Below are 23953 nucleotides of genomic sequence, written 5' to 3'. Positions count from 1 at the left end.
ATGAGCACCATCCGTTGCGACATCGTCAGCGCCGAGCAGGAAATCTTCCGTGGTGAAGCGACTCTGGTCGTGGCTACGGGTGAGCTTGGCGAACTGGGCATCGCGCCCAAGCACGCCCCGCTGATCACCCGGCTCAAGCCGGGCAAGGTGGTGGTCACCACCCCGAATGGCGAACAGCTGGACTTCGCCATCTCCGGCGGCATCCTCGAGGTGCAGCCGCAGGTCGTGACCGTGCTGGCCGACACCGCGATCCGCGCGCAGGACATCGACGAAACCTCGGTCCGCAAGGCCAAGGAAGAAGCCGAGCGCATCCTGGCCAACCGTGGCGAAGCGATGGAAGTGGCCGAAGCCCAGCAGAAGCTGGCCGAAGCCGTGGTCCAGCTGCAGGCGCTGGAGCGCCTGCGCAAGACCCTCAAGCACTGAGTTCCAGCGCTTACCGCTGCATGCGACAACGCCGGCTTCTGCCGGCGTTGTTGTTTCCGCGTACCGGAAACGCGGCACATTGACGGCGGGCGTTCTAGAATCGCAGTCGTCACCTTTGATCACCCTCCATCCCCATGACCCAAGCCCTGCACGTCATCATCCTCGCCGCCGGCGCTGGCAAGCGCATGAAGTCGGACCTGCCCAAGGTGCTGCAGCCGATTGCCGGCCGCCCGATGCTGGCCCATGTGATCGATACCGCGCGCCAGCTGCGGCCCGACGCCATCCATGTGGTGTACGGCCACGGTGGTGAAGCGGTGCGCGCGGCGTTCGCCGACCAGCCGGACCTGCAGTGGGCCGAACAGACCCAGCAGCTGGGCACCGGCCATGCCGTGCAGCAGGCCATGCCGCAGGTGCCCGATGCGGCCACGGTCCTGGTGCTGTACGGCGATGTGCCGCTGATCCAGGTGGATACCCTGCGCCACCTGCTGGCGCAGCCGGGCCGCCTGGCCGTGCTGGTGGCCGATATGCTCAACCCGACCGGCTATGGCCGGATCGTACGCAATGCCGAAGGCAAGGTCGGCGCCATCGTCGAGCAGAAGGACGCGACCGACGAACAGCTGGCCATCCGCACCATCAACACCGGCATCATCACCGCCGAATCGACCGCGCTGCGCACCTGGTTGTCGCAGCTCTCCAACAGCAACGCGCAGGGCGAGTACTACCTGACCGATGTGTTCGCCTCCGCCGCAGCGGACTACACGCCCGCCGACATGGCCTTCGTGGCCGACGCTCAGGAGGCCGAGGGTGCCAACGACCCCTGGCAGCTCTCGCAGCTCGAACGCGCGTGGCAGCTGCGCGAAGTGCGTGCGCTGTGCGCGCAGGGCGCCCGCGTGATCGACCCGGCCCGGCTCGATATCCGGGGTACGGTCACGGTCGGCCGCGATGTGCAGATCGACGTCAACGTGATCCTGGAAGGCGCCGTTGAACTGGGCGACGGGGTCAGCATCGGCCCGTTCACCCGGCTCAAGGACGTCAAGCTGGCCGCCGGCACGGTGGTCAAGCCGCATTGTGACCTGGACGGCGTGGTCAGCGAGGGCGCGGCCGACATCGGCCCGTTCGCGCGGCTGCGTCCGGGCACCGTGCTGGCCGACGGTTCGCACGTGGGCAATTTCGTGGAAACCAAGAAGGTGCGCCTGGGGCCGGGCAGCAAGGCCAACCACCTCACCTACCTGGGTGATGCGGTGATCGGCAGCAAGGTCAACATCGGCGCCGGCACCATTACCTGCAACTACGACGGCGTGAACAAGTCGCAGACCACCATTGGCGACAACGCCTTCATCGGCTCCAACAGCTCGCTGGTGGCGCCGGTGACGATCGGGCAGGGCGCAACAATCGCGGCCGGTTCGGTGATTACCCGCAATGCACCGGAAGGTGAGTTGACCGTCGCGCGCGCGCGCCAGCAGACGATTGAAGGCTGGCACCGCCCGACCAAGCGGTGACCCGGTGACGACCAACGGTCGTCACCTACCATGCTGCGCATTGCGGTAGGTACCCACCGTTGGTGGGCACACATCGCGGTAGGTGCCCACCGTTGGTGGGTACGCTTTACACCGGCAAAAAGATCGCCACGCACAGACCGCCCTCGCGGCGGTTCTGCAGCGACACGCGCCCACCATGCGCCTCGACGATTTCGCGGGTAAGCGCCAACCCGAGTCCCGTGCCATTGCGCTTGGTGGAATAGAACGGCATCAGCGCGTTCTGCAGCACCGCCTCGTTCATGCCCTTGCCACGGTCCAGCACCTCGATCCGCAGCCACTGCGGCAGCCGGGTCAGGCGCAGCTCCACGTCATCATTGGGTGGCTCGGCTTCAGCGCACGCTTCATGCGCGTTCTTGAGCAGGTTCAGCAGCGCCTGGCCCAGCTGGGCGATGTCCACGCGCCCCTGGAGGTCCTCGGGAATGTCCGCCATGCGGAATGGAATCTGCAGCTGCAACCCGGCCAGGAACTGCTTCCACTGCACGTTCTGCAGCTGCGGCTGCGGCAGCTTGGCAAAGCGCGCATAGCCGCGGATGAAGCCTTCCAGGTGCCGTGACCGGTCTTCGATGGTGGCGAACACTTCTTCCAGGCGCTCGGTCTTGCCACGCCGCACCAGCTCGCCCCCGGAATGCGCCAGCGAAGCAATCGGTGCCAGCGAGTTGTTGAGTTCGTGGCTGATCACCCGGATCACCTTCTTCCAGGTCTGCACTTCCTGTCGCCGCAACTCGGCGGTGAGCAGGCGGATCAGCAGCAGGTCGTGGGGGCGGCCGTTGAGATGGAAGCTGCGCCGCGACAGGTGGTAGACCTGCTCGTCATCGTCATCCGCCTCGTCATCCACGTCACCCGGGCCGCGCACGGCAAACAGGCTGTCGCCGCCGCGTTCGATGGCATCGCGCAGCTCCACCGGCATGGTCTCCAGCACGTTCTGCATGGCCTGGCCTTCCAGCTTCCAGCCGTTGTGCAGCAGCTTGCGCGCGGCCAGGTTGGAGAACATGACGCGCTGCACGCCATCGCCGCCGTTGGCCAGCAGCAGCATCGACACCGGCGTGTTCTGCACCATGGTGTCCAGCAGCAGCTCGCGCTGCACCAGCCCCTGCCGCTGCTCGCGCAGCACGTCACCCAGCTCGCGGTGCGCCTGGACCAGGTCGCCCAGTTCATCGTTGCCCGGCCAGTACACGCTGAAGTTGTATTCGCCATCGCGGTAGCTGCTGGTGGTCCCCGACAGCGCCCGCAGCAGCGAGCGCACCGGTGCGGTGGCACGGCGCAACGTCCACCACATCAGCACCAGCAGCGCCACGGTGGACACCAGCGTCACCAGCCAGCCCTGGTCCATCCAGTACGCCAGCAGCCACGGCCCGGCCGCAGCCAGCGCCAGCACCGGCAGCAGGCGCAGGAACAGGCGGAAGGTGAACGAGGTGCGCTTCATTCGCGCGGAATACCGTAGCGGTCCATGCGGCGGTACAGCGCCTGCCGGCTCAGGCCGAGTTCGGCCGCAGCCTGGGCAATGATGCCGTGGCTGTGCGACAGCGCCGATTCGATCCGGCTGCGGTCCGGATCGGCGGCAGGCGTGGCCGCACGCGGCGCCGCCACGGCACGGGGCAGGTTCAGGTCTCCCACTTCAATACGCGGGCCCTGTGCGAGCAGGCCGGCGCGCTGGATCACGTTGCGCAGCTCGCGCACGTTGCCGGGCCACGCGTGCCGTTGCAACGCACTGGCGGCGGCATTGGACAGTGGCTTGCCATCGCCCAGGAAGCGTTCGGCCAACGGCAGGATGTCGCCCGGCCGCTCGGCCAGTGGCGGCAGTGCCAATTCAACGGTGTTGAGGCGGTAATACAGGTCTTCGCGGAACTGGCCGTCGCGGATCATCGCCGGCAGGTCGGCGTTGGTCGCGCTGATCACGCGCACCTTGACCTGGCGCTCGCGGTTGGAGCCCAGCCGCTCGAAACGGCCGGTTTCCAGCACGCGCAGCAGCTTCATCTGCCCGCCCAGCGACAGGTTGCCGATCTCATCCAGGAACAACGTGCCGCCATCGGCGGCTTCGAACTTGCCTTCGCGCGCCTTGTTGGCGCCGGTGTAGGCGCCGGCCTCGGTGCCGAACAGTTCAGCCTCGATCAGCTCGGACGGAATGGCGCCGCAGTTCAGCGCCACGAACGCGCCTTTGGCCACCAGCGAGTTGGCCTGGATGATCTCGGCGATCTTCTCCTTGCCTGCGCCGTTGGGCCCGGTGATCAGCACGGGCAGCTCGGAGCGCGCGACCTGGCAGGCCAGGTTCACCACGCGTTCGCTGGCCGGGTCGGCCACCACCGCACCGCGCAGGTCGTAGCGCGCTTCCAGCGCCGTGCGGTCGCGCTGTTCGCGCGCACGGCGGCGGTCAAGCTCGCGGCGGGTTTCAGACAGCTCCAGCAGGTTGTTGACCGTGGTCAGCAGCTTGCGGTCGTCCCAGGGCTTGGCCAGGTAGTCGGCTGCGCCGGCCTTGACCAGGTCCACCGCACTGCTTAGATGGGTCCAGGCGGTAAGCAGGATCACCGGCAGGTCCGGGTGGCGGGCGCGGATCTGCTGGAACAGCGCTTCCCCTTCTTCACCGGACGTCGTGTCTTCGGTGAAGTTCATGTCCTGGATGACCAGGTCCACCGGCTGCTGTTCCAGCAGCGCCAGGCCCTCGTCTGGCGACAGCGCGTGCACGGCGTCGATGTCGTGCAGCGAGAACAGGACCTCCAGCGCGGTAGCCACGCTGGCGTTGTCGTCAATGATCAGGATCGAAGGCATGCGGCAACGAAGGACCGGAAAGTAGGCAGAGAGTACCCGAGCGCCGGGCCCACCGGCAGGGTGGGCCCGGAAGGCGGCTTACGGGCGTTCCGGCGGTGACGGCGGCGCCGGCGGGCGAGGCGGGGGCGGTGGCTGCACCGCGCGCCATGCTGAGGTCGGCACGCTGACTACCTGGTCGCGGCCGGCGCGGCGCACCGTGACCGGCACGCTGGCTTTGTCGCTGGCCGACAGTGCGTCGGTCAATTCGCCCACCTTGCGCACCGGCACGCCGTCCACGCGCAGGACCTGGTCGCCGGCCTGCACGCCGAAGCGGCTGGCCGGCGACGCGGCGGTAACGCTCACCGCGCCCTGCTTGGATTCGAGGGTCAGGCGCGCGCCATCCTGGCGCCAGTCCATACGCGACGACTCGGTCTGGGTGCTTTCGGCGCAGGCGGTGGTGCTGATAAGCAGCAGGGCGGCCAGCGTGAGACGGATGGGGGAAACGGTCATGTCAGGCACTCCGGGTGGCGACGGCCGGCGGTACCGCCGCGGCGCGGTGGGCGGGCCCGAACACGGCGATCTGGCCCAGCAGCCAAAGTAGCACTGCGCCAATGGGCAGGTAGGTGATCGGCATGCGCGGCAGCTCGTAGGCACCCATCAGCCACAGGTTGATCGAGTACGCCAGCAGCATGCCCAGCACGATACCCACGGTGGCCAGCAGGAAGTTCTCGGTCTGGAAGTACCGGAGGATCTGGCCACGGGTGGCGCCCAGCGCACGGCGGATGCCGATCTGCTTGGTACGCTGCTGCACCCAGAAGCTGGCCAGGCCGACGATGCCCAGCGCGGTGACCACCAGCAGCGCCACGCACACGGTGATCAGCAGGCCCACCATGGCGCGGTCGTTCTGGAAGTACTTCTCGCGCTGTTCGGTGTAGGTGAGCTTGGCGCGCACCATGCGGCTGCTGTCCACCTTCTCCAGCGCGGCCACGGCGGCGGTGAGCACTTCCTGGCGGCGCGCCGCGTCGGTCACCCGGATCAGGTACGTGCCCATATCGTAGTTGACCCGCACCGGCAGGATCATCGAATAGCCGGTGTCGGACTCCACCGTCACCGGGCGCGCCAGTTCCTTCACCACGCCGACGATGCGTAGCGGCATGCGGCCGCTGTAGATCGTCTTGCCGATGGCCTGGCCATCCGGGAACAGCTTGGTGGCGGCCTTGCTGCTCAGGATCACCGCCGAGCCGCGTTGCTCGATGGTGGCGTCCTTCTCCACGTCTTCCAGGTTGGCGAATTCGTCGCCCTCGAAGTCGCGGCCGGCCACCAGCTGCAGGCCCATGGTATCCAGCGTACCTTCCATGGAGAAGTACTGCGCGGCGTTGAAGTTGGGGCGTTCCTGGTCGGGGATCAGCGACAGGCTGGTGTTCCAGGAGTTGCGCCGGAACGGCAGCTGGTTGATCGCCACTGCGTTCTTCACCCCGGGGATGGAGCGCAGCGCGGCCAGGTCCTCACGGGTACGGGCGGTGGCATTGACCTGCTTGCCGATGCCGCCCAGCCGCACTTCCAGCAGCTCCTGTTCGGCAATGCCGCTGGGCTGGTTGATCTTTTCCAGGCGCTGGCCGATCAGGAACAACGCGTTGCAGACGATCGCGCAGGTCAGCGCGATCTCCAGCACGATGAGTGCGGCGGCGGTCTTGTGCCGGCGCAACGTGCTCAGGATGGGTCGGATATCCATGATGTGCTCCGGATCCTTACTGCGATTTGAGTTGAATGGCGGGGGTGACCTGCATGGCGCGCAGCGCCGGCAGGAAACCGGCCAACAGGCTGGCGGCCAGGGTCAGGCCGAAGGTGAGCAGCAGCATCTTGCCGTCCAGCGTGGCCAGCTTGGCGTAGTCCACCGGCTGCTGCCGAACCGCATACAGGCCCAGCAGGGCCAGTCCCAGGCCCAGCACGCCACCGGCCAGGCCGACGGTGCCGGCTTCGACCAGCGACTGCAGGAAGATCTGCCCACGGCTGGCCCCCAGTGCGCGGCGTACGCCGATCTCGCCGCTGCGGCGCAGGAACTTGGCCAGCAGCAGGCCCACCGTGTTGATCAGGCACACCGCCAGGAAGCCCAGTGCCAGCCACAGCTGCAGGCGCACGTCGCTGGGCACCACCTGCTTGAAGTCCAGCCACTCCATCACGTTGCGCAGGCGCACGTTGGACGGACGCTGGAAGCGACCGGCGGCCTTCTGCTGTGCCGAGTAGTTTTCCAGATACGCCCGGTAGTCGCCGGCGTCGGCCGGCGAGGCCAGCTCAACCCAGTACTGCATCCACACGCACGGTGCATTGAGTGCGGTTTCCTCGCCGTTGGCGTTGTCCCAGCAGTTCATGTTGCCGTTGCGGCCGAACTTCAGGTCCAGCGCGGTGAACACCGGCACGAAGATGTCTTCGCTGTCGCCGTAGCGGCCGGTTTCCAGGTCGTAGAAGTGCGGGTTGGGATTCCATTCGTCCAGCACGCCGACGATGTTGAAGGTGTGCCCATCCATGCGCAATGGCTTGCCCACGCTGTTCTGGCCGTTGAACAACTTCTCGTTCAAGGCCTTGGAGATCACCGCCACCCGGCCACGACCTTCGTCCTGGTCGGGCTTCCAGCCCTGGCCGTACTTGAACGGCGCATCGAACATGGTGAAGAAATCGCTGGACGCATAGCGCGCATCGGTGTCGAACGGACGCAGCGTGCTGTTGTCCGGTTCCACCGTGACGCCACCACCGGTCATCAGCACCTGGTGTTTGGCCTTCTTCTCACGCAGCAGCGTTTCGCCATCGAAGCGGGTGACCTGTTCTTCGGGCTCTTCGCTGGGCTGGTAGCCGATCATCGGCCGCGGGTCGACCTGCACGTTGAACAGGCGGTCGCTCTTCTGCGGGATCGGATCGCCTGACAGCACATGGAACACGGTCAGGGTGGTCATGGAAGCACCGATGCCCAGCGCGATGGCGATCACCATCAGCGCGGTCAGCACCTTGTTGCGCCGGAAGCTGCGCAGGGCCAGTCGGAAGTAGTAGGCGAGCATGGTGGCGGGCCTCAGTCGTTGAGCGTGGCGACGGCAACGCGCGGGGTGGCCAGCACCGGTTCGCGCACCAGGTCGGTGGCCTGGCCATCGACGATGTGCACGTTGCGCTGGGCACGCGCGGCCAGTTCCGGGTCATGGGTGACCATGACGATGGTGGTGCCGGCGGCGTTGATCTCTTCCAGCAGTTCCATCACCCCGCGGGCCATCTGGCTGTCCAGGTTGCCGGTCGGTTCGTCGGCCAGCAGCAGGCGCGGGCTGCCGGCCAGGGCGCGGGCGATGGCGGCGCGCTGCTGCTGGCCGCCCGACAGTTCGGAGGGGTAGTGCTTCATGCGCGAGCCCAGCCCGACCTGGCCGAGTGCGCGTTCGATGCGCTGCTTGCGTTCGCTGGCCGGCATGCCGCGGTAACGCAGCGGCACGTCGACGTTGTCGAACAGGTTGAGGTCGGAGATCAGGTTGAAACCCTGGAAGATGAAGCCGATCTTCTGGTTGCGCAGGCGGCTGCGGGCATCGTCGCCCAGCTTGCTCACGTCCTGCCCATCGAGCATGTAGGTGCCGCTGGTGAAGGTTTCCAGCAGGCCGGCGATGTTGAGGAAGGTGGTCTTGCCCGAACCGGACGGGCCGGTTACCGCAACGAACTCACCCTCGCGCACGTGCAGGTCCAGCGAACGCAGGGCATGGGTTTCCACCTGTTCGGTGCGGAATACTTTGGCGACCGAGCGCATCTCGAGCATGGTGTTTCCTTGGTTGAAGTGATGAGGGTGATCAGTTGATGGAGACGGATTCGGCATCGCCGAACAGGTCAGCGCCGGAGACGACCACGCGGTCGCCCGGGCGCAGGCCGGACAGGATTTCCACTTCGCCCAGGCTGCTGACGCCCAGCCGGACCGGGCGGCGGATCGCGGTATCGCCATCCATGACGTAGGCCTGGCCGTTGCCCTGTTCCACGAACGGGCCACGCTCGACCTTGATGACATTGCGGCGGGTATCGAGCACGATCCGCGACTGCATGCGCTGGCTCTGGCGCAGGCCCTGCGGCTGCTTGTCGGTGAAGCGGATGCGGGCATTGACTTCGCCGGCCACCACTTCGGGCGATACCGCGCTGATCTCGCCCGGGAACGGCTGGCCATTGCCGCTGGTGAGCTGGGCCGGAATGCCGATGGACAGGTCGCGGGCGAAGCTTTCCGGCACCTTGATCTCGATCTCGAAGCGCGACAGATCGACCACGCCCAGGATCGGCGCGTTGGCCGCTACCTGGGTGTGCTGGGTGGCCTGGACCTGGCCTACCTGGCCATCGAACGGTGCGCGCAGGGTCAGCGCGTCCACCTGGCGCTGCACTTCTTCCACTACCGCGCGCTGGCGGTCGGCCAGCAGGCGCTTGTTGCGGGCATCCAGGTCCGCGCCCTGGCCCTGCAGGCGGGCGTCGGTCTGGGCGTTGGCCAGCGAGATGTCGGCCTTTTTCAGGCTGTCGTTGGCCTTGGCCAGGTCGATCTGCGGCACCGCGCCGCCGTCATAACCGCGCTGGTAGCGCTGCAGGTCGCGTTCGGCGGCCTGGCGCTCAATGTTGGCCTGGTCGGTTTCCTTGCTGGCCTTGGCCCGGGCCAGGGTGGCATCGAGCACGGCGCGGCTGGCTTCGGCTTCCAGCCCGGCCAGGGTGGTGCGCTCCTGGGCCAGCTTGCTGCGCAGCTCGGGGCTGTCAATTACTGCCAGCTCCTGGCCCTTCTTCACCACGTCGCCGGCCACCACCTTCAGGTCCACCGTACCGGCGGAGATCGCATACAGGATGGGGCTGTTGGCGGCGATCACCCGGCCATCGGCGGCCAGGTCGCGGACCAGGTCGCCCTGCTTGACTTCGGCAATGCGCACCCGCGCGCTGTCGAAGGAGCGGCTGGACCCGAGCCAGGCGCGGGCGGCGAAAATGATCGCCAGCAGCACCACCAGCGCGGCGATGCCCGGCCACAGCCAGCGCTTCCACGGCGCGGCCGTGCCCGGGGTGGAGAGGGTCTGGTCCTGTGCGGAAGTGTCGCGGATCATCGGGCTCGTTCGCGGTTGGGTTGCGGTATACCAAGCACACCGCGTGCCAACATTGGCCCCTTTGAAAACAACAGCTTGCGAACCGGGCGCGATTGTCCGGGTGTCCGCGGACACCGCAGCGGACACTTTTGTTAAGCGGACAGCGTCCAAGCGGTCCAGCCGCCCACGCTAGAATGGGCGTTCGACAGCAGGGATCTGAATCTATGTGCGGGATTGTGGGGGCGATCGCGGATCGCGATGTGGTACCGGTACTCATCGAAGGACTGAAGCGGCTGGAATACCGGGGCTACGACTCGTCCGGCATCGCGGTACTGGACCAGACCCAGGCCCAGGCCGACGTGCGCCGCGTGCGCCGTACCGGCCGCGTGGCCGAGATGGAAAAGGCCGCCATTGCCGAAGGCTTCGACGCCACGCTCGGCATCGGCCACACCCGCTGGGCCACCCACGGCGGCGTGACCGAAGCCAACGCCCACCCGCACATCAGCCACGGCGTGGCGCTGGTGCACAACGGCATCATCGAAAACCACGAAGAGCAGCGTGAGCGCCTGCGCGGGTTGGGCTACGTGTTCGAGTCGCAGACCGACACCGAAGTCATCGCCCACCTGATGCACCACAACCTCAAGAACGGCGACAGCCTGCTGTCGGCGCTGCAGCGCACGGTCAAGGAACTGACCGGTGCCTACGCGCTGGCGGTGATGAGCCGCGCCGAGCCGGACCACTTCGTCTGTGCGCGCATGGGCTGCCCGCTGCTGGTGGGCCTGGGCCAGGGCGAGAACTTCGTGGCCTCCGACGTGTCAGCGGTGATCTCGGCCACCCGCAACGTGATTTTCCTGGAGGAGGGCGACACCGCCGACATCCGCCGCGATGGCGTGCAGGTGTATGACGAACACAACCAGCCGGTGGACCGTGGCGTGCACCAGTCGGATGTGTCGCTGGCCTCGCTGGAGCTGGGCCCGTACCGCCACTTCATGCAGAAGGAAATCCATGAACAGCCGCGCGCGCTGGGCGACACCATCGAAGCGGCGATCGACGCCGGTGGCTTCCCGGCCGAGCTGTTCGGCAAGAACGCCGAAAGCGTGCTGGCCGGCATCGAAGGCGTGCAGATCCTGGCCTGCGGTACCAGCTACTACGCCGGCCTGACCGCGCGCTACTGGATCGAATCCATCGCCGGCCTGCCGTGCAGCGTGGAGATCGCCAGCGAGTACCGCTACCGCGCCGCGTATGCCAACCCCAAGCACCTGATCGTCACCATCTCCCAGTCCGGTGAAACCCTGGACACGATGGAGGCGCTGAAGTACGCCAAATCGCTGGGCCACCTGCACACGCTGTCGATCTGCAACGTGCCGGAAAGCGCCATCCCGCGCGCCAGCGAACTGGTCTGCTACACCCGTGCCGGTGCCGAGATCGGCGTCGCCTCGACCAAGGCCTTCACTACCCAGCTGGCGGCGCTGTTCCAGCTGACCGTGGTGCTGGGCAAGCTGCACGGCCGTGTCGACGCCGCGCAGGAGGCGGACTACCTGGAGCAGCTGCGCTTCCTGCCGGGCAGCGTGCAGCACGCGTTGAACATGGAGCCGCAGATCGCCATCTGGGCCGAGCGTTTCGCGCGCAAGAACAGCGCGCTGTTCCTGGGCCGCGGGCTGCATTACCCGATCGCCCTGGAAGGCGCGCTCAAGCTCAAGGAAATCACCTACATCCACGCCGAAGCCTACCCGGCCGGCGAGCTCAAGCACGGCCCGCTGGCGCTGGTGGATGAAGACATGCCGGTGGTGGTGATCGCGCCGAACGACAGCCTGCTGGAGAAGGTCAAATCCAACATGCAGGAAGTGCGCGCGCGCGGCGGCGAGCTGTTCGTGTTCGCCGACCAGGACAGCAACTTCGTCGAATCCGAAGGCGTGCACGTCATCCGAACCCCACGCCACGCCGGCGTGCTCAGCCCGGTGGTGCACACCATCCCGGTGCAGCTGCTGGCGTACCACACTGCCTTGGCGCGCGGCACCGACGTGGACAAGCCGCGCAACCTGGCCAAGAGCGTGACGGTGGAGTAAGCGATCGACCCAGGTCGCTCGCGGGTAGGTGCCCACCGTTGGTGGGCACGCTTCAACAAAAAAAAAAGGGGGCGGCCCAGCAGGGCCGCCCTTTGCCGTTTCTGGCGTTGGGAAAACTTTAGTCGCGGGCGCCAGCGACATTCAGCGTCGGTTCTAGTCGGAATGCCATTCTCGGGGTGTCAGCCGCTGGCTGCGTCAATCGGTCCCACCACGCAAGGCGTGTGGCTTCACCCAGTCTGCAACAGGAAATAGAATGAACGTCCGCGAACTTCTGCAATCCAAGAAAGACTCCGTTGTCACCATCGACGTCGAAGACACGATCGGCGCCGCTGCCCACAAGATGAGCGCGCACAAGATCGCCGCGCTGGTGGTGATGAAGGATGATGTGCCGGTCCGGATCATCTCCGAGAAAGACATCGTGCGCAGCCTGGCCGACGACGGCCCGCAGGCGGGTCGCCGGGTGATCGCCACGCTTCCCTCGGCCGGTCTGGAAGGCATCGCCCCCGAGGCGACGCTGAAGCAGGCCATGGCGCTGATGACCTACTCGCGCCACCGCCACCTGATGGTGACCGAGGGCAGCAAGCTGGTGGGCATCCTGAGCCTGGGTGACATCGTCAAGAACCTGCTCAGCGAGCTGGAGCTGGAGAAGGCGGTGCTTCAGGACATCTACATGGCCGCGCATTAAAGGAACGCCGTAGAGCGGGGCTCTGCGCAGCGGTTCAGAGCCTCGATCTACTGGCTCAGCGCGTGGCAGTTTCAACGCGTTGGCGGAACTTGGCAGTGCTTTCTCGTACTAGACGCAGCGCGGTTTGCGCCTTGGTGAGCTCTGGTTGAGAGAGCTGCTTCGTACCCGGAGGGAAAAACCAGCCCTTGATGCAGCCGGTGTCTCTCAAGGCAATCTGCACATGGCTATCCCTGTGAAATCCGGAGTTCGGCGCGATTTCGGGACCTTGTCGGAAGGCGCCCCGCACGGCTTGGAACTGCTCGAGCCCGGCAACGTCCTGGCGGCTTGAATGTATGAATTGGATCACCGCTCTATCCAGTCCACGAAGTAGGATCTCTTCGTCACGTGCGTCCACCGGGACATTCAGAGGGAGTGACTGCCCAATACGAAGGTAGCCCGCCTGGAAGTTCAGGTAGGCGTTCTCGAACTCCAGACGGCCGGCCTTTGTGGTCATGTCAAGGCATCGGTGAACGCTGAAGACACACCCAACGACGGCTGGTGTCGCAATGGGTCTCGCCGTCAATCTGCGCTGCGGTTGGCTGGCCGCTGCTTCGGCAAAGGCCATCGCCCTCTCTTCATCGCCTTCGAACAGGTAGAAGCCTGGGCCGAGCCAGTCGTACTGATTGCCACTGGGCGAAGGCGACAGTCGTCCGGAAACCAGTCCGTCTCTGACCGTGACGTCGCAGCCGTGATAACCGAGCTGAAGATGTCCATCGTTCATCGGTAGCCGCGCTTCAGCTTGCCAGAAGCGGTCAAGATGCCGGACTTGCGTATGATCGCCTCCGCCTGCTCCGGCGTCATGTCATATATCCGGCGAATCCTTTCCTCGTCGCTCAAAGTGAGGAGGTCCGCGGCGGTCATCCGGACGCGTCTGCTTTCACTCCTTTCGACAACAGACGGCTGCGGACTGGATTTCGAAGTAGCCATGGATGCAGCATACCGTCGCGCAGCCTGCCCCACTCAGGTGCCTCTTCAACCTGCAATCGGCCAGCGTGCCAAACATGGCAAGGAGGCTGAAAAATGCACAAAAAAAACGACTTCAATCACTCAGGCACGCTGCGGATCAGCCCCTGCCCCTTGTCGCGAATGGCAATCGGGTGGGTTTCGAACTACCCCTGTTTGCCGGAAGGGTGGTGGGTGGGAATGTGATCCGCAAGGTTCGCCAAGTCGTCCAGCATCAGTCGATACGCATCCGCCTGCGCCGGGCCCGCGCTTTGCCGCAGTACCCACGACGGGTGGACCGTGGCGAACCCGCGCGTGCCGTCTTCCAGGGTATGCCATTGGCCACGGTCGCGGCCTAGTAGGAAGCCGGGACCAAACACGGCACGCGCTGCACTGGCGCCCAGACAGACAATTACTTTCGGGTTTACCTGTTCAATCTCCGCCAGCAACCATGGCCGGCACGCGTTGATATGGGTGACCTGAGGTTTGGAATGGATGCGCTTCTTTCCGCGCCGCTCGTAGCGGAAGTGCTTCACCGCGTTGGTCAGGTACAGCGTGTTGCGATCGATGCGCAGTTCCTGCAGCGCCCGATTCAACAGCTGCCCGGCTGGCCCGACGAAGGGGTGGCCGCTCAGGTCCTCGGAGTCCCCGGGTTGCTCGCCGACCAGCATCACCTGCGCATCGCGCGGGCCTTCGCCGAACACGGTCTGGGTGGCCGGCTCCCAGAGCGGGCAACGGCGGCAAGCGGCGGCCGCGGTGCGCAGCTCGTCGAGGGAATCGCCGTTCGCAGTTGCCGGGCCGCGCAGGGGAATGTGCTGCTCCGGTATCCGACGTTGTGGTGCCTGCGCTTCACGGTCATGCATTTCCTGCACGCGGTCACCGGCATCGCGCACCAGCGTGGGCAGAAGGCTTGCTTCCGGCAGGTGCTTCCAGTACCGGGCCGGCATTTCCTGCTGCATCATCCGCGTGTTGAGCCGGGCAGGGTTGAAGATGTTGGCGTAGTAGGTGCGCCACAGCTCTTCGCGCGCATCCTCCACCGGCGCGTCCGCCTGCTTGCTGCCGGGGCCGAATGCCAGCACCTGGCCGTCCCAGCGTGCACTGCGATACGGCGTGAGGATCGCCCAGCGCATCCCCGCAAAGCGGCGCGCGAAGAACGGCGCGACCCGATCCACGATGAAGTGATCGGGCTCGAACCAGGCGATGAAGGCATCCTCTTCGCCCGGTACTTCGCGGAAACGCACGAAGGCTTTCATCTTGTGGCTGTCGCGGCGCACCGCCTGGGCGAGGGCCATCGCACGCAGCACGTCCGGATCGGCCGGGTTGGTGAGCAGGCCACGCTCGCCGTGGGTGATTCGCCACAGCATGCGGTACAGCAGCGGGTGACGCTGAGGATCGCGGTGGCACAGGCAGGTGGCGGCCAGTTCGAGGAACGCCTTCGGCACCGCAATGGCGGCTTCAGCGTCAGGCGCGGACAGGGGGGCCAGCGCCGGCGCGTCCAGCAGCGAACCTTCACCCTGCTGCAGCCAGTCCAGCTGCTCCGGTGCGACGCGGTGCTGCAGCGCCCGCCGCGCGGCCTCACGCCAGGACTGCACCGACCACGCCGGGTCGAGTCGCACACTCCAGCGGGTCATGCGGCGGCGTCGGGAAACAGCGAAGCCTGGCGCGGTGGCGGTGCCAGCCGCGCGCGCAGCGCGGTGGGGTCATCCAGTGCGCGACGCGGGTGATGGTCGGCCAGCTGCACGAACGGCAGCAGCTTGCTCATCGGTGCGCGCAGGCGGGCGACGTCGGCCACGCGCAGGCGGCCATGGCGGCGTGCCATCAACACGCGCTTGACGTTGCGCACGCCCAACCCCGGCACGCGCAGCAACATCTCCTTCGACGCCACGTTGAGATCGACCGGGAAGCGTTCGGGGTGGCGGATCGCCCAGGCCAACTTCGGGTCGATGTCCAGGTCGAGCATGCCGTTCTGCGTGGTATCGGTGATTTCCTCCACGCCATAGCCATAGAAGCGCAGCAGCCAGTCGGCCTGGTACAGGCGGTGTTCGCGCGCCAGCGGCGGTGCCTGCACTGGTAGCAGCCGGCTCGCATCGGGGATAGGGCTGAAGGCCGAGTAGTACACCCGGCGCATGCGGTAATTGCCGTACAGGTTGTCGGCAGCACCCAGGATCTGCTGGTCGCTGGCGCCGTCGGCACCGACGATCATCTGCGTGCTCTGGCCAGCAGGTGCAAAGCGCGGCGCACGGGCGCGGCCAGCGCGCTTGGCCGGGGCGGTCGGCGTCGGTGCCGCCACCGTGGTGGGCTTGGCCTCGCTGGCGGCCTTGGCCTCCTTGGCTTCTTCGATGCGCCAGCGCAGTTCACCCATCGCGCCGCGAATGGAAGGCAGCGATTTCTCTGGCGCGAAGCTGCTCAAGCCCTCCTCGGTGGGCAGCTCGATGTTGATCGACAGGCGGTCGGCGTAGCGACCGGCGGCCGCCAGCAGTTCGGGCGAGGCTTCCGGAATGGTCTTGAGATGGATGTAGCCGGAGAACCGGTGTTCCTCGCGCAGCTGCCGCGCCACTTCCACCATCTGCTCCATGGTGTAGTCGGCATTTCGGATGATGCCGCTGGAAAGGAACAATCCTTCGATGTAGTTGCGCTTGTAGAAATCCATGGTCAGCGCGACGACTTCGGCCACGTTGAAGCGTGCGCGCGGTACGTTGCTGGAGACCCGGTTCACACAGTAGGCGCAGTCGTAGATGCAGAAGTTGGTGAGCAGGATCTTCAGCAGCGATACGCAGCGACCGTCGGGGGTGTAGCTGTGGCAGATGCCGGCGCCTTCGGTGCTGCCGATGCCGCCGGACGCGCGCGAATCCCGCCGCCCCGCGCCACTGGAGGCGCAGGACGCGTCGTACTTGGCGGCATCGGCCAGGATCGCCAGTTTGCGTATCGTCTCCATGGAGAGACGGTAGGGGCGGCCAGTCTCACGTTGTGAGACTGGCGTGGGTGGTGGCTGAAGGGTTCAGGGTGCCGGCATGGATGCAGCCACCCAAGGGGTGGCTCTACGAAGGCGCGGCTGGGTAACGACGGTACTCAGAACGTGACTTTCACCGAGTCGGCGCTGTAGGTCGCCGGGCCGTGATACACGACCTCGATGTTGTTGCCGTCCGGATCGATCGCGAAGGCGGCGTAATAGCCCGGGTGGTAGGGGCGTTCGCCGGGGGCGCCGTTGTCCTTGCCGCCTGCGGCCAACGCCGCCTTGTGGAAGGCATCGACGGTGACGCGGTCGCGGGCCTGGAAGGCCAGGTGGTGGCGGCCGGTCAGTTCACCGGCGGCCGCTTCGCTGTCGGCGGTGGAAATGAACAGCTCATCGGCCCAGAAATACGTATCGCCTTCGCCGGCGATGGGAATGCCGATGGTGTCGAACACGGCCTGGTAGAAGCGGCGGCTGGCCGGCAGGTCACGCACGATCAGTTGCAGGTGGTCGATGAGCCGGCCGCGGTGCAGTTCCATGGTTTCCATGCGGGTTCCTTCGGGTGGAAAGGAACGCAGGTATACCACCGGCGGTGCACGCCCGCCTTGGCAGGGCGTGCACATTGTTGAAGCCGGGGGCGGTCAGCCGATCGGGGTGTTGGAGATGATCTCCACCCAATAGCCGTCCGGGTCCTTGATGAAGGCCAGGTGCTTCATGCGGCCGTCTTCCAGGCGCTTCTGGTAGGGCACCTCGAGGTCATCGAAGCGCTTGCAGGCCGCGTGGATGTCCGGCACGGAGACGCAGATGTGGCCGAAGCCGCGGGGGTCCTGGTTGCCGTCGTGGTACACGCGGCCTTCCTGGGTTTCGGTGCCATGGTTGTGGGTCAGTTCCAGCACGCCCGGAAGGCCGGCCATCCACACCCGGCGGGCGTCGTCGCCCTCGGGGATGGACGTGTCCGCCGGCAGCAGGGCCAGGAAGTACAGGCTGAACTGCGCCTCGGGGAAATCGCGCTGGTCGAGCAGGCGGAAGCCGAGCACGCGGGTGTAGAAGTCCAGCGAGGCGGCGGCGTCCTTGACGCGCAGCATGGTGTGGTTGAACACGAAGCCGGTGGTTTCGGCCGGCGGCTGGGCGGCAACGCCCGGCTGGGACTGCAGGGAGGCAAGGCTCATGGGGGATCCTGTGGGGGGGCCGCGCAACGCGGCGGGCCGTTCATTTTAGCGGGGCGGCGGCAAGGGGACGTAGAATGCTGCATCTTCCTGGCCCGTCGTCGACATGTCGCAGCGTGAATGGGTGGCCGCCGCCATCCGCAAGATCGAAGCCGATTTCAACCGTTCGGCCGATACCCACCTCATTCCGATGGACCTGCCGGGCCACCCGGGCATCGAGCTGTACTTCAAGGATGAATCCAGCCATCCCACCGGCAGCCTGAAGCACCGCCTGGCGCGCTCGCTGTTCCTGTACGCACTGGCCAACGGCTGGCTGCGCGAAGGGCGCCCGGTGATCGAGGCGTCCAGCGGCTCAACCGCGGTGTCCGAAGCCTACTTCGCGCGCCTGCTGGGCCTGCCATTCATTGCCGTGATGCCGGCCACCACCTCGCCGGAAAAGATCGCCGCCATCGAATTCCATGGCGGGCGCTGCCACCTGGTGGAGCGCGCCTGCGACCTGAACTGCGATTCGGAAAAGCTGGCCCGCGAAACCGGCGGCCACTTCATGGACCAGTTCACCTACGCCGAGCGCGCCACCGACTGGCGTGCCAACAACAACATCGCCGAATCCATCTTCAAGCAGATGGCCGAAGAGCCGCATCCGGTGCCGGAATGGATCGTGTGCAGCCCCGGCACCGGCGGTACCGCCGCCACGCTGGGCCGTTATGTCAGCTACCGCCGGCACGACACCCGCATCCTGTGCGCGGACCCGGAAGTGTCGGTGTTCTTCGACGGCTACCGCGCGGCCCTGGCCGGTGAACCGTGGCGCGAGCTCACCTGCAGCGGTGGTTCGCGGGTGGAAGGCATCGGCCGCCCACGAGTGGAATCGAGCTTCATCCCGACCAGCGTGGATGCGATGGTCAAGGTGCCCGATGCGCTGAGCCTGGCCGCCATGCGCCATGTGAGCCGCCAGCTGGGGCGCCGGGTCGGCGGCTCCACCGGCACAAACTTCATCGGCGTGCTGCACGCGGCCGAACGCATGCGCGCGGCCGGCCGCAGCGGCTCGATCGTGACGATCCTGTGCGACAGCGGCGAACGCTATGCGCACAGCTACTACAACCCGGACTGGTACCCGCGGCAGGGCATCGACGTGGAGCAGGCCGATGCGGTGATCGCGGCGGCCGTTGCCGGGCAGGGCCTGCCGGAGCTGCCCAACGCCGCGCTGGAAGCCCTGTACTGAGCACCGCAGGCGGGTGAACGGCCACGAACCCGTGGCCGGCGGGGCTTGTGCAGCGCCGGGTCCGGTGCCATATCGTGGGAAACGCCGGCGTGCCGGCCCGCTGTCTGGAGACCCCTGTGACCCCTGCCAATCCCCTGCTCGATTTTTCCGGCCTGCCCCGTTTCGATGCGATCCAGCCCGAGCACATCGGGCCGGCCATCGACACCTTGCTGGCGCAGGCCGAAGCGGCGGTGAAAGCCGCCGAAACCGTGCAGCCGGTCAGCTGGGCCAGCTTCGTCGAGCCGCTGGACGATGCCACCGAACGCCTGTGGCGCGCCTGGGGCCAGGTCGGCCACCTGCAGGCGGTGGTGAACACCCCGGCGCTGCGCGAGGCCTACAACAGCAACCTGCCGAAGGTGACCCGCTTTGGCAGCGCGCTCGGCCAGAACCTGGCGCTGTTCGAGCAGTACCGCGCGCTGGCCGCCACGCCGGAAGCGACGCAGTACGACCCGGCGCGGCGCAAGGTGCTGGACAACGCACTGCGCGATTTCCGCCTGGGTGGCGCCGAACTGGACGAGGCCGGCAAGGCGCGTTACAGCGCGATCCGCGAAGAACTGTCGGCGCTGTCGGCCACCTTCTCGCAGAACGTGCTCGATGCTACCGATGCGTGGTCGCTGCACGTGGAAGACCGCAGCGAACTGGCCGGCCTGCCCGATGACGTGGTCGCCGCTGCGCGCGCCGCCGCGGAGAAGGACGGTCTTCCAGGCTGGAAGCTGACCCTGCAGATGCCGTGCTACCTGCCAGTGCAGACCTATGCAGAACACCGCCCGCTGCGTGAGACGCTGTACCGCGCCAACGCGCTGCGCGCCTCCGAGTTCGGCGATCCCAAGCTGGACAACAGCGCGCACATCGATCGCGTGCTGGCGCTGCGCGCCGAGCTGGCGACCCTGCTGGGCTTTGCCAACTACGCCGAGTACTCCATCGCCACCAAGATGGCCGACGACGCGCCGCAGGTGCTGGGTTTCCTGCGAGATCTGGCCGGGCGTGCCAAGCCCTATGCGCAGCGCGACCGCGCCGAGCTGGACGCATTCGCACGCGACGAACTGGGCCTGCCTGCGTTGGAAGCGTGGGACCTCGCCTTTGCCTCCGAGAAACTGAAGCAGGCGCGTTACAGCTATTCCGAGCAGGAAGTGAAGCAGTACTTCACCGAGCCGAAGGTGCTGGAGGGTTTGTTCAGCGTCATCCACGGCCTTTATGGCCTGCAGGTGCAGCCCGACCAGGCGTCGGTGTGGCATCCGGACGTGCGCTTCTTCCGCCTGGTCGATGCGCAGGGCGCGCTGGTCGGCCAGTTCTACCTGGACCTGTACGCGCGCGAAGGCAAGCGCGGCGGCGCGTGGATGGACGACTGCCGCAACCGCCGTGATACCGCGCAGGGCGTGCAGACGCCGCTGGTGTATCTGGTGTGCAACTTCGGCAAGGGAGCCGATGACAAGGCCTCGACCTTCAGCCACGACGAGGTGACCACGCTGTTCCATGAAATGGGCCATGGCCTGCACCAGCTGCTGACCCGCATCGGCGAGCTGGGCGTGGCCGGCATCAATGGCGTGGAATGGGATGCGGTGGAGCTGCCCAGCCAGTTCATGGAGAATTTCTGCTGGGAATGGGACCGCGTGCAGGCCATGACCGCGCATGTGGACAGCGGCGAGCCGCTGCCGCGCGCGCTGTTTGACCGGATGCTGGCCGCGCGCAACTTCCAGAGCGGCATGTTCACCGTGCGCCAGCTGGAGTTCGCACTGTTCGACATGCAGCTGCACAGCAGTTTCGATCCGGTGCAGGACAGCGTGCTGCAACTGCTGGAACGCGTGCGCGACGAAGTGGCGGTCAACCGCCCGCCGGAATGGAACCGCTTCCCGCACCAGTTCAGCCACATTTTCGCGGGTGGGTATGCGGCGGGCTACTACAGCTACAAGTGGGCCGAGGTGCTCAGCGCCGATGCGTACGCCGCATTCGAGGAAGCGCCGGAGCAGGTGGCCGAAACGGGCAGGCGCTTCCGCGATGAAGTGTTGTCGCGGGGCGGCAGCCGGAGTGCAGCGGAGAATTTCGCCGCGTTCCGCGGGCGTGCGCCGAACGTGGACGCGTTGCTGCGCCACAACGGCATGGCCGGTTGATGCGATGGGTACCGACCAACGGTCGGTACCTACCGGTGATTCGGGGCGGGTGCCGACCGTTGGTCCGCACGTACCATGGATCCGGGTAGGTGCCGACCGTTGGTCGGCACGGCGGTGAATCACTCGGCGTAGATCATCGTGCGGCTCATGCCGCCATCGACGATGTGGTCCTGTCCGGTGATGAAGCCGGACAGGTCCGAGAGCAGGAACACCGCGAGCGCGCCGATGTCTTCCGGCTGGCCGACACGCCCCACCGCATGCTGCGCGTGGTCGCGGCGCGACAGCTTCGGCGTGCGCCGCCGAGCCGGGGCCTGCCACGCATCGGTGGTGATCCAGCCGGGGCTGATGCTGTTGACCCGCACCAACGGCCCGCTGCTGATCGCCAGCGCGTGGGTAAACGCCACCAGCCCACCCTTCGCCGCCGCATAGGCTTCGCTGTCCGGCTCGGACTGCCAGGCGCGGGTGGAGGCGATGTTGATGATTGACCCGCCGGCCTGCGCGCGCAGCGCCGGCAGTGCGTGCTTGCTGCACAGGAACGCGCCGTGCAGGCTGGACAGGCGGCGCTGCCATTCGGCCAGGGTCATCTCCGCCAGCGGGGTGCCATGCGCGCTGGCGATCCCGGCGTTGTTGACCAGCCCATCAATCCGCCCGAAACGCTTCAGCGTTGCCTTGACCAGCGCCTGCACGCTGCGTTCGCTGGCGACATCCGCGCGCTGGAACGCGGCGCGCTCCGGCAGTGCCCATTCCTTCAGGCAGGCGCGGCCGGCGTCGGCGTCCAGGTCGGCGATCATCACGCTGCCGCCGGCGCCCAGTACCGCCTGCGCGATGCCCCGGCCCACGCCCTGCGCGCCACCGGTGACGATCACCACGCGGTCGCGCAGCGGTTGTGCGGGCCAGTCGGTGATGGCGGGGGTCAGTGGCACCGGGGGGTGTCCTTGCGGCCGAGCAGTCGGGTCCAGCCTTCGATGCCCAGCTTGTCCAGCGTTTCGATGTTGCGCTCGACGATCACGTCCGGGTCCGGGAAGGCGGCCACGGCGCGTTCCACGCTGTCTTCGCGCAGCAGGTGCAGGGTCGGGTAGGGCGCGCGGTTGGTGTAGTTGCTCACGTCATCCGGCGCGACCCCGGCGAACTGGTACTGCGGGTGGAAGCTGGCTACCTGCAGGATGCCCTGCAGGTCCAAGGCTTCGATCGCGGCATCGGCGTTGTCGAGGAAGTCGTTGTAATCCAGGAAATCGGTCAGCACGTCCGGGTGCACGATCAGCGTGGTGTCGATCTGCTCGGCCGGGGTGTCGCGCAGCAGCACCAGCTCTTCGGCGAGTTCTTCCACCAGCGCTTCGACGGTGGTGGCGTCGCTGAGCACGAAGCGCACCTGGTCCTTCACGTACACGGCCTTGGCGAACGGACACAGGTTCAGGCCGATGACGATCTGCTCCAGCCAACGCCGGGTTTCCGCGATGGGATCGCTGCCGTCCGGCGCGGTGTCGGCGATGAGGGGCATGTCATTCATGGGCAATCAGTCGCGGAAATTGTCGAACTGCAGAGGTACCTCGAACGTTCCCTTTTTCAGCAGGGCCATCACGTCCTGCAGGTCGTCGCGCTTCTTGCCGGTCACGCGCAGCTTGTCGCCGTTGATCTGGCTGTCGACCTTGAGCTTGGCTTCCTTGATTGCCGCAGCGATCTTCTTGGCGACCTTCTGTTCGATGCCCTGCTTCACGGTGATCTTCTGGCGGGCGCCGGCGAGGTTGGTTTCGATATCGCCGAATTCCAGGCAGGCAGCGTCGATCTTCCGCGCGGTCAGGCGCTGGCGCAGGATGTCGGTCATCTGCTGCAGCTGGAAGTCGCTGGGCGCGGACTGGCTGATGACGCTGTCTTCCAGCACGAACTTGGCATCCACGCCCTTGAAATCGAAGCGGGTGGACAGCTCCCGGTTGGCCTGGTCGACCGCGTTGGTCAGTTCGTGGATGTCGACTTCGGAAACGACGTCAAAAGAGGGCATAGGGCAAACTCCTGCAGGTGAAGCCGCCATTCTAACAACCCCCGCATGGACGTCCCGGCAAGGGCGGTGATAATGGGCCATGGAATCCCAACGCACCCCCACCCGTGCCGTCGCCTGGATGCTCATGGCGGTGGCCTGCTTCTCGCTGATGGATGCGGGCATGAAGCAGCTCTCCTCCAGCTACCCGACGCTGCAGGTCACCTTCCTGCGTGGCGCGGCGTCGCTGCCGTTCGTGCTGGTCTGGGTGCTGGCCACGGCCGGCCCGCGCTCGCTGATCCCGGTGCGGTGGGGCCTGCACCTCCTGCGCGGGCTGCTCGGCATGGCCATGATCGGGTGCTTCGTGTTCGCCCTGCGCAGCCTGCCGCTGTCCACCGCCTACACCATCTATTTCGTCGCGCCGCTGCTGATCGCCGCGCTGTCGGTGCCGCTGCTCGGTGAATACGTCGGGCCGCGCCGCTGGATCGCCATCGGCATCGGCCTGGTCGGAGTGCTGGTGGTTCTGCGTCCCGGCGTGGATGGCTTCATTTCCATTCCGGGCCTGATGGTGCTGCTGGCCGCCACCGCCTATGCGGTGGCGGCGATCACCGTCAGCATGCTGACCCGCACCGATACGCCGCAGTCGATGGTGGTCTGGTTCCTGGTGATCCTGGCGCTGGGCGCCGGGTTGCTGGCGATCCCGGACTGGCAGCCGCTGCAGCTGCGCCATGGCTGGCTGATCGCCGGCATGGGCTTGGCGGGGGCGGGTGGCCAGGTGGCGCTCACGCGGGCCTTCCAGCTGGGCGAGGCCTCGCTGATCGCCCCGCTGGAGTACACCGGGCTGGTCTGGGTGATCGGCTGGGACCTGTTGTTCTGGGGCGTGCTGCCGGACCGCTTCACCTGGCTGGGCGCGGCGATCATCGTGGCCTCCGGGCTGTACCTGCTGCACCGCGAGCGGGTCCGCCAGGTGCGGGCGCCGCAGCCGCTGGACCATCCCTGAGCGC

General features: G+C 66.7%; 23 protein-coding genes. 7 read left to right on the top strand and 16 right to left on the bottom strand.

Annotation, left to right across the window (positions count from 1 at the left end; genetic code table 11):
* Together ACQG3P_RS15810 and glmU are read left to right on the top strand one after the other, a co-directional pair.
* Window positions 1-423: a F0F1 ATP synthase subunit epsilon gene (locus ACQG3P_RS15810; protein WP_068854096.1), complete on the top strand. Its 423-nt coding sequence runs from the start codon at window positions 1-3 to the stop codon at window positions 421-423.
* 134 nt (window positions 424-557) lie between these two features.
* Entirely contained in the window at window positions 558-1922 is a 1365-nt protein-coding gene (gene glmU, locus ACQG3P_RS15805) for a bifunctional UDP-N-acetylglucosamine diphosphorylase/glucosamine-1-phosphate N-acetyltransferase GlmU (protein ID WP_426805589.1), read from the top strand.
* A 106-nt stretch (window positions 1923-2028) separates the two neighbouring features.
* Here glmU and ACQG3P_RS15800 read toward each other — a convergent pair whose 3' ends face one another.
* From ACQG3P_RS15800 to ACQG3P_RS15770, 7 genes are all read right to left on the bottom strand, one after another.
* Window positions 2029-3384, bottom strand: coding sequence for a sensor histidine kinase (locus ACQG3P_RS15800; RefSeq protein ID WP_426805588.1), 1356 nt, complete (start codon window positions 3382-3384; stop codon window positions 2029-2031).
* Window positions 3381-4724, bottom strand: a complete 1344-nt coding sequence (locus ACQG3P_RS15795) for a sigma-54-dependent transcriptional regulator (RefSeq protein WP_068854093.1) — start codon at window positions 4722-4724, stop codon at window positions 3381-3383. The genes ACQG3P_RS15800 and ACQG3P_RS15795 overlap by 4 nt, the downstream gene beginning before the upstream one ends.
* 78 nt (window positions 4725-4802) lie before the next feature.
* Window positions 4803-5213: a PDZ domain-containing protein gene (locus tag ACQG3P_RS15790; protein WP_426805587.1), complete on the bottom strand. Its 411-nt coding sequence runs from the start codon at window positions 5211-5213 to the stop codon at window positions 4803-4805.
* A gap of 1 nt (window position 5214) precedes the next feature.
* Window positions 5215-6435: an ABC transporter permease gene (locus ACQG3P_RS15785; protein ID WP_093534634.1), complete on the bottom strand. Its 1221-nt coding sequence runs from the start codon at window positions 6433-6435 to the stop codon at window positions 5215-5217.
* A gap of 16 nt (window positions 6436-6451) precedes the next feature.
* Window positions 6452-7753 (bottom strand): ABC transporter permease, encoded by a 1302-nt coding sequence (locus ACQG3P_RS15780; RefSeq protein ID WP_068854091.1) that lies wholly within the window; start codon window positions 7751-7753, stop codon window positions 6452-6454.
* 11 nt (window positions 7754-7764) lie between these two features.
* Window positions 7765-8484, bottom strand: coding sequence for an ABC transporter ATP-binding protein (locus ACQG3P_RS15775; RefSeq protein ID WP_068854090.1), 720 nt, complete (start codon window positions 8482-8484; stop codon window positions 7765-7767).
* A gap of 31 nt (window positions 8485-8515) precedes the next feature.
* On the bottom strand, window positions 8516-9784 hold the full coding sequence (locus ACQG3P_RS15770) for an efflux RND transporter periplasmic adaptor subunit (protein WP_426805586.1): 1269 nt from the start codon (window positions 9782-9784) through the stop codon (window positions 8516-8518).
* A 203-nt stretch (window positions 9785-9987) separates the two neighbouring features.
* Between ACQG3P_RS15770 and glmS the strand changes: the two genes are divergently transcribed.
* A complete protein-coding gene (glmS, locus tag ACQG3P_RS15765) occupies window positions 9988-11829 on the top strand; it encodes a glutamine--fructose-6-phosphate transaminase (isomerizing) (RefSeq protein WP_426805585.1) in 1842 nt (613 codons plus the stop codon).
* A 253-nt stretch (window positions 11830-12082) separates the two neighbouring features.
* A complete protein-coding gene (locus ACQG3P_RS15760) occupies window positions 12083-12514 on the top strand; it encodes a CBS domain-containing protein (RefSeq protein WP_095362998.1) in 432 nt (143 codons plus the stop codon).
* A 55-nt stretch (window positions 12515-12569) separates the two neighbouring features.
* On the opposite strand, the gene ACQG3P_RS15755 is transcribed toward ACQG3P_RS15760, so the two are convergent.
* The 6 genes from ACQG3P_RS15755 to gloA all read right to left on the bottom strand — a co-directional run bounded on the left by ACQG3P_RS15755 (window position 12570) and on the right by gloA (window position 17614).
* Window positions 12570-13274, bottom strand: coding sequence for a hypothetical protein (locus tag ACQG3P_RS15755; RefSeq protein ID WP_426805584.1), 705 nt, complete (start codon window positions 13272-13274; stop codon window positions 12570-12572).
* The gene (locus tag ACQG3P_RS15750; protein WP_426805583.1) at window positions 13271-13480 is read right to left on the bottom strand and encodes a hypothetical protein; all 210 of its coding nucleotides are present in this window, start codon (window positions 13478-13480) and stop codon (window positions 13271-13273) included. The genes ACQG3P_RS15755 and ACQG3P_RS15750 overlap by 4 nt, the downstream gene beginning before the upstream one ends.
* A gap of 182 nt (window positions 13481-13662) precedes the next feature.
* Complete coding sequence (locus ACQG3P_RS15745; RefSeq protein ID WP_426805582.1) at window positions 13663-15126, bottom strand: UdgX family uracil-DNA binding protein; 1464 nt, start codon at window positions 15124-15126, stop codon at window positions 13663-13665.
* Window positions 15123-16430, bottom strand: coding sequence for a putative DNA modification/repair radical SAM protein (locus ACQG3P_RS15740; protein ID WP_068854083.1), 1308 nt, complete (start codon window positions 16428-16430; stop codon window positions 15123-15125). The genes ACQG3P_RS15745 and ACQG3P_RS15740 overlap by 4 nt, the downstream gene beginning before the upstream one ends.
* Window positions 16431-16564: 134 nt before the next feature.
* Entirely contained in the window at window positions 16565-16993 is a 429-nt protein-coding gene (locus ACQG3P_RS15735; RefSeq protein WP_426805581.1) for a VOC family protein, read from the bottom strand.
* A 93-nt stretch (window positions 16994-17086) separates the two neighbouring features.
* Entirely contained in the window at window positions 17087-17614 is a 528-nt protein-coding gene (gene gloA, locus ACQG3P_RS15730; protein ID WP_426805580.1) for a lactoylglutathione lyase, read from the bottom strand.
* A 103-nt stretch (window positions 17615-17717) separates the two neighbouring features.
* Here gloA and ACQG3P_RS15725 point away from each other — a divergent pair, with 103 nt between their 5' ends.
* Together ACQG3P_RS15725 and ACQG3P_RS15720 are read left to right on the top strand one after the other, a co-directional pair.
* A complete protein-coding gene (locus ACQG3P_RS15725) occupies window positions 17718-18830 on the top strand; it encodes a PLP-dependent cysteine synthase family protein (RefSeq protein WP_093534005.1) in 1113 nt (370 codons plus the stop codon).
* 116 nt (window positions 18831-18946) lie between these two features.
* Window positions 18947-20977, top strand: a complete 2031-nt coding sequence (locus tag ACQG3P_RS15720; protein ID WP_426805579.1) for a M3 family metallopeptidase — start codon at window positions 18947-18949, stop codon at window positions 20975-20977.
* A gap of 119 nt (window positions 20978-21096) precedes the next feature.
* Here the strand turns inward: ACQG3P_RS15720 and ACQG3P_RS15715 are convergent, their stop codons facing one another.
* Genes ACQG3P_RS15715 through ACQG3P_RS15705 form a run of 3 tightly spaced genes read right to left on the bottom strand, consistent with a single transcriptional unit; the run spans window position 21097 to window position 22973 of the window.
* The gene (locus tag ACQG3P_RS15715; RefSeq protein WP_184125699.1) at window positions 21097-21900 is read right to left on the bottom strand and encodes an SDR family oxidoreductase; all 804 of its coding nucleotides are present in this window, start codon (window positions 21898-21900) and stop codon (window positions 21097-21099) included.
* Window positions 21891-22484 carry a DUF1415 domain-containing protein gene (locus tag ACQG3P_RS15710; RefSeq protein ID WP_095362992.1) on the bottom strand — a complete coding sequence of 198 codons (594 nt, stop codon included), beginning with the start codon at window positions 22482-22484 and terminating at the stop codon, window positions 21891-21893. Before ACQG3P_RS15710 ends, ACQG3P_RS15715 begins: the two co-directional genes overlap by 10 nt.
* A gap of 6 nt (window positions 22485-22490) precedes the next feature.
* Window positions 22491-22973, bottom strand: coding sequence for a YajQ family cyclic di-GMP-binding protein (locus ACQG3P_RS15705; RefSeq protein WP_095362991.1), 483 nt, complete (start codon window positions 22971-22973; stop codon window positions 22491-22493).
* Window positions 22974-23052: 79 nt separating this feature from the next.
* On the opposite strand from ACQG3P_RS15705, the gene ACQG3P_RS15700 reads away from it, so the two are divergent.
* Window positions 23053-23949: a DMT family transporter gene (locus tag ACQG3P_RS15700; RefSeq protein WP_095362990.1), complete on the top strand. Its 897-nt coding sequence runs from the start codon at window positions 23053-23055 to the stop codon at window positions 23947-23949.
* The last annotated feature ends 4 nt before the right edge of the window (window positions 23950-23953 follow it).

The sequence above is a fragment of the Stenotrophomonas sp. SrG genome, assembly GCF_050031795.1.
GTDB lineage: Bacteria > Pseudomonadota > Gammaproteobacteria > Xanthomonadales > Xanthomonadaceae > Stenotrophomonas > Stenotrophomonas rhizophila_A.
The sequence above is the reverse complement of the archived record's forward strand: the minus strand, read 5'-3'. Positions and strand labels throughout refer to the sequence as shown.

Coding starts and splice junctions, on each gene's coding strand:
- ACQG3P_RS15810 (WP_068854096.1), top strand. CDS start 1: ATGAGCACCATCCGTTGCGACATCGTCAGCGCCGAGCAGGAAATCTTC.
- glmU (WP_426805589.1), top strand. CDS start 558: ATGACCCAAGCCCTGCACGTCATCATCCTCGCCGCCGGCGCTGGCAAG.
- ACQG3P_RS15800 (WP_426805588.1), bottom strand. CDS start 3,384: ATGAAGCGCACCTCGTTCACCTTCCGCCTGTTCCTGCGCCTGCTGCCG.
- ACQG3P_RS15795 (WP_068854093.1), bottom strand. CDS start 4,724: ATGCCTTCGATCCTGATCATTGACGACAACGCCAGCGTGGCTACCGCG.
- ACQG3P_RS15790 (WP_426805587.1), bottom strand. CDS start 5,213: ATGACCGTTTCCCCCATCCGTCTCACGCTGGCCGCCCTGCTGCTTATC.
- ACQG3P_RS15785 (WP_093534634.1), bottom strand. CDS start 6,435: ATGGATATCCGACCCATCCTGAGCACGTTGCGCCGGCACAAGACCGCC.
- ACQG3P_RS15780 (WP_068854091.1), bottom strand. CDS start 7,753: ATGCTCGCCTACTACTTCCGACTGGCCCTGCGCAGCTTCCGGCGCAAC.
- ACQG3P_RS15775 (WP_068854090.1), bottom strand. CDS start 8,484: ATGCTCGAGATGCGCTCGGTCGCCAAAGTATTCCGCACCGAACAGGTG.
- ACQG3P_RS15770 (WP_426805586.1), bottom strand. CDS start 9,784: ATGATCCGCGACACTTCCGCACAGGACCAGACCCTCTCCACCCCGGGC.
- glmS (WP_426805585.1), top strand. CDS start 9,988: ATGTGCGGGATTGTGGGGGCGATCGCGGATCGCGATGTGGTACCGGTA.
- ACQG3P_RS15760 (WP_095362998.1), top strand. CDS start 12,083: ATGAACGTCCGCGAACTTCTGCAATCCAAGAAAGACTCCGTTGTCACC.
- ACQG3P_RS15755 (WP_426805584.1), bottom strand. CDS start 13,274: ATGAACGATGGACATCTTCAGCTCGGTTATCACGGCTGCGACGTCACG.
- ACQG3P_RS15750 (WP_426805583.1), bottom strand. CDS start 13,480: ATGGCTACTTCGAAATCCAGTCCGCAGCCGTCTGTTGTCGAAAGGAGT.
- ACQG3P_RS15745 (WP_426805582.1), bottom strand. CDS start 15,126: ATGACCCGCTGGAGTGTGCGACTCGACCCGGCGTGGTCGGTGCAGTCC.
- ACQG3P_RS15740 (WP_068854083.1), bottom strand. CDS start 16,430: ATGGAGACGATACGCAAACTGGCGATCCTGGCCGATGCCGCCAAGTAC.
- ACQG3P_RS15735 (WP_426805581.1), bottom strand. CDS start 16,993: ATGGAAACCATGGAACTGCACCGCGGCCGGCTCATCGACCACCTGCAA.
- gloA (WP_426805580.1), bottom strand. CDS start 17,614: ATGAGCCTTGCCTCCCTGCAGTCCCAGCCGGGCGTTGCCGCCCAGCCG.
- ACQG3P_RS15725 (WP_093534005.1), top strand. CDS start 17,718: ATGTCGCAGCGTGAATGGGTGGCCGCCGCCATCCGCAAGATCGAAGCC.
- ACQG3P_RS15710 (WP_095362992.1), bottom strand. CDS start 22,484: ATGAATGACATGCCCCTCATCGCCGACACCGCGCCGGACGGCAGCGAT.
- ACQG3P_RS15705 (WP_095362991.1), bottom strand. CDS start 22,973: ATGCCCTCTTTTGACGTCGTTTCCGAAGTCGACATCCACGAACTGACC.
- ACQG3P_RS15700 (WP_095362990.1), top strand. CDS start 23,053: ATGGAATCCCAACGCACCCCCACCCGTGCCGTCGCCTGGATGCTCATG.